The sequence below is a fragment of the Candidatus Magnetaquicoccus inordinatus genome (genome assembly GCF_004217665.1).
Lineage (GTDB): Bacteria > Pseudomonadota > Magnetococcia > Magnetococcales > Magnetaquicoccaceae > Magnetaquicoccus > Magnetaquicoccus inordinatus.
In genome coordinates, this window is sequence record NZ_RXIU01000230.1 from 1 (window position 1) to 5,649 (window position 5,649).

3 protein-coding genes and 4 pseudogenes are annotated in these 5,649 nt (G+C 47.9%); 2 read left to right on the top strand and 5 right to left on the bottom strand.

The window, feature by feature from the left end; all coding sequences use genetic code 11:
* Both EJP87_RS13540 and EJP87_RS13545 read left to right on the top strand, forming a co-directional pair.
* Nucleotides 1-564, top strand: a 564-nt coding sequence (locus EJP87_RS13540) for a recombinase zinc beta ribbon domain-containing protein (protein WP_193771389.1), incomplete at its 5' end; no start/stop codon positions are given.
* A complete protein-coding gene (locus EJP87_RS13545) occupies nt 561-974 on the top strand; it encodes a hypothetical protein (RefSeq protein WP_130472403.1) in 414 nt (137 codons plus the stop codon). The genes EJP87_RS13540 and EJP87_RS13545, both read left to right, overlap by 4 nt.
* Before the next feature lie 25 nt (nt 975-999).
* On the opposite strand, the pseudogene EJP87_RS19065 reads toward EJP87_RS13545, so the two are convergent.
* From EJP87_RS19065 to EJP87_RS18625, 5 genes and pseudogenes are all read right to left on the bottom strand, one after another.
* Nucleotides 1,000-1,209 (bottom strand): annotated as a pseudogene (locus EJP87_RS19065) (DUF2442 domain-containing protein); the annotation flags it as partial.
* 7 nt (nt 1,210-1,216) lie between these two features.
* A pseudogene (locus tag EJP87_RS19070) lies at nt 1,217-1,435 on the bottom strand (DUF4160 domain-containing protein); the annotation flags it as partial.
* Between the two features lie 76 nt (nt 1,436-1,511).
* Nucleotides 1,512-2,173: pseudogene (locus EJP87_RS13560) on the bottom strand (transposase).
* A 226-nt stretch (nt 2,174-2,399) separates the two neighbouring features.
* A complete protein-coding gene (locus EJP87_RS13565) occupies nt 2,400-5,144 on the bottom strand; it encodes a TIR domain-containing protein (protein ID WP_193771390.1) in 2,745 nt (914 codons plus the stop codon).
* Between the two features lie 74 nt (nt 5,145-5,218).
* Nucleotides 5,219-5,649 (bottom strand): annotated as a pseudogene (locus EJP87_RS18625) (hypothetical protein); the annotation flags it as partial.

The following is a 5,649-nucleotide window of genomic DNA, read 5'->3' on the forward strand; positions in this document are numbered from 1 at the left end:
CACGAGGGTATCATCGAGCGGGAACTCTGGGAGACAGTCCGCACCATCCTGGCCACCAACACGCGGGAACCACGCTCAAGCTCCACCCGGGTGCAAACACCCGCCGTACTGCGCGGCATCATCCGCTGCGGCCACTGCGACAGAGCCATGAAGCCAACATTCAGCAGGAAGAACGGACGAGAATACCGCTATTACACCTGCCAGTCAGCAGACAAAAACGGAGCCAACGCCTGCACCCTGCGGACAGTGGCCGCCGGGAACGTGGAACGAGCCGTATTTAATAACGTACAAGGCCTCCTGCGTACACCGGAAATGATGGTCCGCACCTTCCAGTCCATGGACAACGGCGACACCAAAACGCCGGAGAGCAAGGTGATGGAGTCCCTGCACAACCTGGGAGCCGTGTGGGAGGAACTCTTCCCAGGCGAACAGGCGCGACTGCTGCAATTGCTGGTGGCAAAGGTGAATGTCAGCCACCAGGGAGTCGTTGTGCATTTTAAATCCGGCGGGTTGCAGAGCCTCATGACAGAAATGGACATCGACAATGAAAGGAGTGTAGCATGAAAGGCACGTTGAGTACGGACGGCAAAAGCTTTGTGGTTCACATCCCCATGCGGCTCAAACGGTGGGGTGCCAAGGTGGAGATTATTGCGCCGCCGGGTACACCAGACTGGGCCCCTCCTCCGCCGACACCGCATCAGGCCATGCTCAGAGCGTTGGGACGTGTGCATCGGTGGCAGAAAATGCTGGAGTCCGGCAAGGTGGCCTCTATGCGGGAATTGGCTGAACAGGAAAAGATCGACAGCTCGTACATGTCTCGCATCCAGCGCCTGACGCTGTTGGCTCCGGATATTATCCGCGCAATCCTGGATGGTCGGCAACCGGAGTCGCTGACGTTGGGGGATTTGCTGGAGCCGTTGCCGATGTTGTGGAGCGAGCAGAGGGTGCGGTTGGGCTTTCCGAGCGACCGTTGACAAGAACACTCTCCAGATAAAGGGTATCCCAACTGAAATCCTGATCATGTGGCCAAGTGACATAGCCTGACACAGCCCGCACACGGCGAAAGTAGGCAGGGTTACGTAACTCCTGAAAAATGCCCTTGTCCAAATAGGGCGTGACGTCGAAACACCTGCGTTCCCCGTTGGCAAAGGCCAGCAGCAGAGAGTTGCTCTCCTCTGGGTCAACCGCAACGACCTTTGGATTACTCATATTTTCCTCACTTTAACGAATCAATGGGAAACATCGAGTGCCCTTCCATGGCCAACTTCCAGTCGGCGATCAATTCGTCACGATGGAGTTCAACCCATGCCTGGACAAGGCGAGTCTTTGCCTTGGGCAACTTGCCTGCCAGAATTCCCCCACCTCGATACCAAACACAGCGTTCATTTTCGCCATATTCCGCGTGGAGATGGGGAACGTGATGCTGTTTGGCATCGAAAAAAAAATATGCGGATGATCAACCCGTAGAACATCTAAACGACAGGCATTTCTCCTCTTTCTGCTACATAAAGTCATTGGGTCAGAGGCTTCACAACCGCTTTACGGCCCGCTTTTCCAGGGACCAGAGGCCGTTGCAACAGCGACTCCATTCTGGAAACGAACGATGTGTCCCCCATTGGTCGCCCCGTTCGTTCATGTCTTCGCAAAAGCTCTGCATCCTCTTCAGAGAGGTTTCTGGAAAGGAATGTGCCCCAATCTCCCACCCGTGTCAACAACGGCGAGGTTTTGACCAGTATATCGTCTTTTCCGGCAAGGTGTGCCTGGGCACTGCTCCATGGATAATCCGCCGGAGCGTCAACGATGCGAGCCCGCACCGGGTTGAGTTCCACGTAACGCGCTGCCACGTAGAGGTGCGCTTCATCCATGGGGAAAGATGCAAACCGTTCCTGCCAGAGGTGACCACGCCATTTCATACGAAAGTTGATGTGCCTGGTAAAACGCCGATGCGCCTCGCCGATGGCCAACCGTAGACTCTCAGCGACCTTGGGCACAGCAATCAGATGCACATGGTTGGGCATCAGACATTAGGCCCAGATTTCCACCCCGAAACGCGCACACCACTCGGCCATCAGGTCCAGATAGACATGATAATCCTGTTCCTCAAAAAAGGTCTGCTGCCTCCGATTGCCACGTTGGGTGATGCAGGAACAACAACACGAGCGATTCTGGCCATGGGTCATGTTAACCTTTTCAGGCTGGAAGAGAAATGGATATACTGTCCCCCGATTTCGATTTCCCCGATTTCCGATTACCCAGGCTGGAAGAGAAATGGATATACTGTCCCCCGATTTCCCCCCCGATTTCCCCAGGCTGGAAGAGAAATGGATATACTGTCCCCCGATTTCCCGTTTCCCGTCCGGCCAACGCGACGGGGAACCTCATCGCGCTAAATTGTGAGTCTACTCGATCTCATTCACGACCCCATACTCTTCAGGATCCATACAAACCCCTGAGACTGTCAACTGATCAATCCTGCGATATAATATTTTTTTCGCATAACCAGGAACGTGATGCAACTTTTCATCAATCAAGTTTACTGCAGCACCAGATTGCCCGCTTAGAGCAAGTTTCTGCGCCTCCATTTTCACCAACACATCCTGAAATTGCCTGTCATTCTTCAATAACTGCTTAATCCTAACCAATGCTTGATTGACACCTTCAAGGTCTTTCTGGCGGAACAATATTGTCAATTTTGTAAAATGTGGATATGGATTATTTGGATGATTTGCAATAGCCTCCTCTATGTATGCATGGGCAGCAATATAATCCTTTAAACAATACGCATAGAATTGAGCTTTTAAATTAAGATGCATTTCTTGCGATCTGTCAGACTTTGACTCAGAAAGCGAATCAATTAATAAACGTATCCGATCTTCAAACGTTTCCCAATCCTCACGATTGATTAAACACTTCACCAGGGAATCTATATGGTACTGATTATTAGGATTGCCTTCATGATTTTTCTCTGCCAAAGCTAGAGCGGATTTAAAATCCTCAATTGCGACATAAAGCTGTACGAGCTCTCTGCGAGCGCGGGAGGCCACCCTAGGTTCAAGAATTGCTTGTTTTTGCTGGCTGATTGCGTCTGTCACTCTACCAACTATACGATAATAAAACCCAAGCAAAAAATTCTTTTCGCATCCTGTAATGTGTTGTACCTCCGTCAGAAACCGCCTATTATTGCTTCTGGCTAGCGACAAGCAGAGATAATATCGAATTTCTCTCATAATATTCTCTCCTAAATGTCTAGAAGCGTTTATCACTTGGTCAGCAAGCCGTATAACATCCTTATAATTTCTATACTGATCATAGAGTTCCTTGATTGCCTTTAAAAAGTGAGATGGGACCAAGAATCTATATGGTACAACCTCTCCATTAAGGAGAGCTCTCTGGAGTGAAAAAATATAATCTGAAGCATCAACCTCTTCAGGGGTACAATTACTGATGAAGTTGCGAGCGTGCTCAGTCAATATTCTCTTATATCTATCTGGGATACCTATCTTCAATCGTCTCACATAATCTCTAATTATATCATTTACCCGAATATATTCCTTGTTAGATCCAAGCTGTTCACAAAGGGCTGCTCCGATAAATCGATCTATAACATTCCCCATTCTAGGCAAATCAATAAACTTTTCCAATAAATTCCAACTAATAAACTCAAACTCAGACAACAAAACCAGAAACTCTAAATCTTCTGAATTATCCTGAACTATCGAACCTACCAGCACAGAGGCCTTGTTCGAATTAAACTCTGTCAGTAGATGAATACGATTTTGTGCATCGCGAAGGCCATTTTCTCGGATAAGTGCCACCAAGTATTGAATCTGCTCTGGATAACCTGTTAAAACACCACCAAAATAGGAAAAAGTTTCTGAGGATAAATTTAAGCTCTCAAAATCAGATAATCTCTTAAACAATCCCATCCTCTCATTTGGAGTCAATTCAGGAACCTGGACATGGAAAAACAAATCTCCACGTATTTCGGGAAAATCAGGTCTGTACCTAGATGCAATCACAGCAAACACACTTCGACTTCCTGACAAAAATATCGAAAGCTCCTTAAACCATTTTGAAAGACATCTATCGTATGTAACAATACATCCGTTATCTTCTATAAGAAGCAACTCATTCGCTTTAATAATATCCCGACAAAGCAACACAGCAATCTCTAATTTCTCTTCAAGTGACTTATCAAGCAGCCCCTCTAATGATATAGTGTCAGAAAATCCAACATCATATACCTTAATGATAAAGTCCTCAATACCATCCTGAAGGGTCAATAAAATATGCGTAGGCTCGTATGAATCTCTAGGTACAGATGTAGCTTTCCTTATAGCATGACGGAGGACACTCCTGCGACCGACTGAGGGCACTCCAGAGGCAATAATACAACAGGGTGTCGGTTTGTCAAAATCGTTGAAACGTTCCTCTATTGCGTTAACCTGTTCGTGTCTTCCAACAAAAATTTTCTTTCTTTCCGCTAAACGAGGATGGTCATCCCATGAAAGTTCCCGTAATCTTTGCTGAATCAACCTAACCGCAACTGCAGGACGACTCACCAATCTAAGATTATAGGAGTCCTTCATCCATTGTGGAATTCTTAAATCTTTATGCGTTATGTTTTCGTCTATTATTAATGGATAGATGCGGCGAATTATTCCATCTGCTTCTCGACTTTTAGCTCCTAATATTTCTTGTATTACCCATTCTGATTGGAGCGCAGACTCTGATATAAAAAACACAAAAAGATCTGTCGCGTTTAACCCAATAAAAATCTCATCAATTGTTTTCATTCCAGATTCAAACGTTACCTTGTCATACACTTGACAATTCTTCGCGAGCCTGTCGGAAACAATCTGAACATAGCCAGCCTTGTCCTTACTCGAATGAGACAAAAAGGCTACTGGCATACCATTCTCCTTACCTACAAATAAAACGATAAACTCACTTCCCCCCACCCACTTGCCGACCAAGCTCACCAATGCAATGGCGTGCCCCCCGTCAGGGCCATAGCCAATCGCGGCAACCCAGCGACCGCGTGCAAAAGCGGCGCACCCACCAACGAGAAGTCTATCAGACGAAACAAACCAATGTAAAACGGAAAAAACCTGCGATCCAAAAAAATCCTGACTCCAGTTCAACTCCCGCCTCCCTACCATCATCCAGCCGACGGAAACCTGTTGACGCCATTACAACGCCCCCTGCGCGGTGGCACTCAAGGCGGCTGAGGACAAAATCTGATCATCATGGTGTCCGTGACCGGCCAATTGCACCGCCCTGGACCGGCCACCACCTGCGCCACCTGCCACACCCCACTACAAATCAGAAATCGGAAATCAGGGGACAGTATATCAATTAACTGCATTAACTGGTGAAAATCAGGGGACAGTATATCAACTAACTGCATTAACTGGTGACCGATGGGGAAATAAATATACTGTCCCCCGATTTCCAGCAATCCGATGGGGAAATAAATATACTGTCCCCCGATTTCCGAACCATCCTGGCCACCAACACGCGGGAACCACGCTCTGCCTCCACCCGGATGCAAACACCCGCCGTGCTGCGCGGCATCATCCGCTGCGGCCACTGCGACAGAGCCATGAAGCCAACATTCAGCAGGAAAAACGGACGAGAATACCGCTA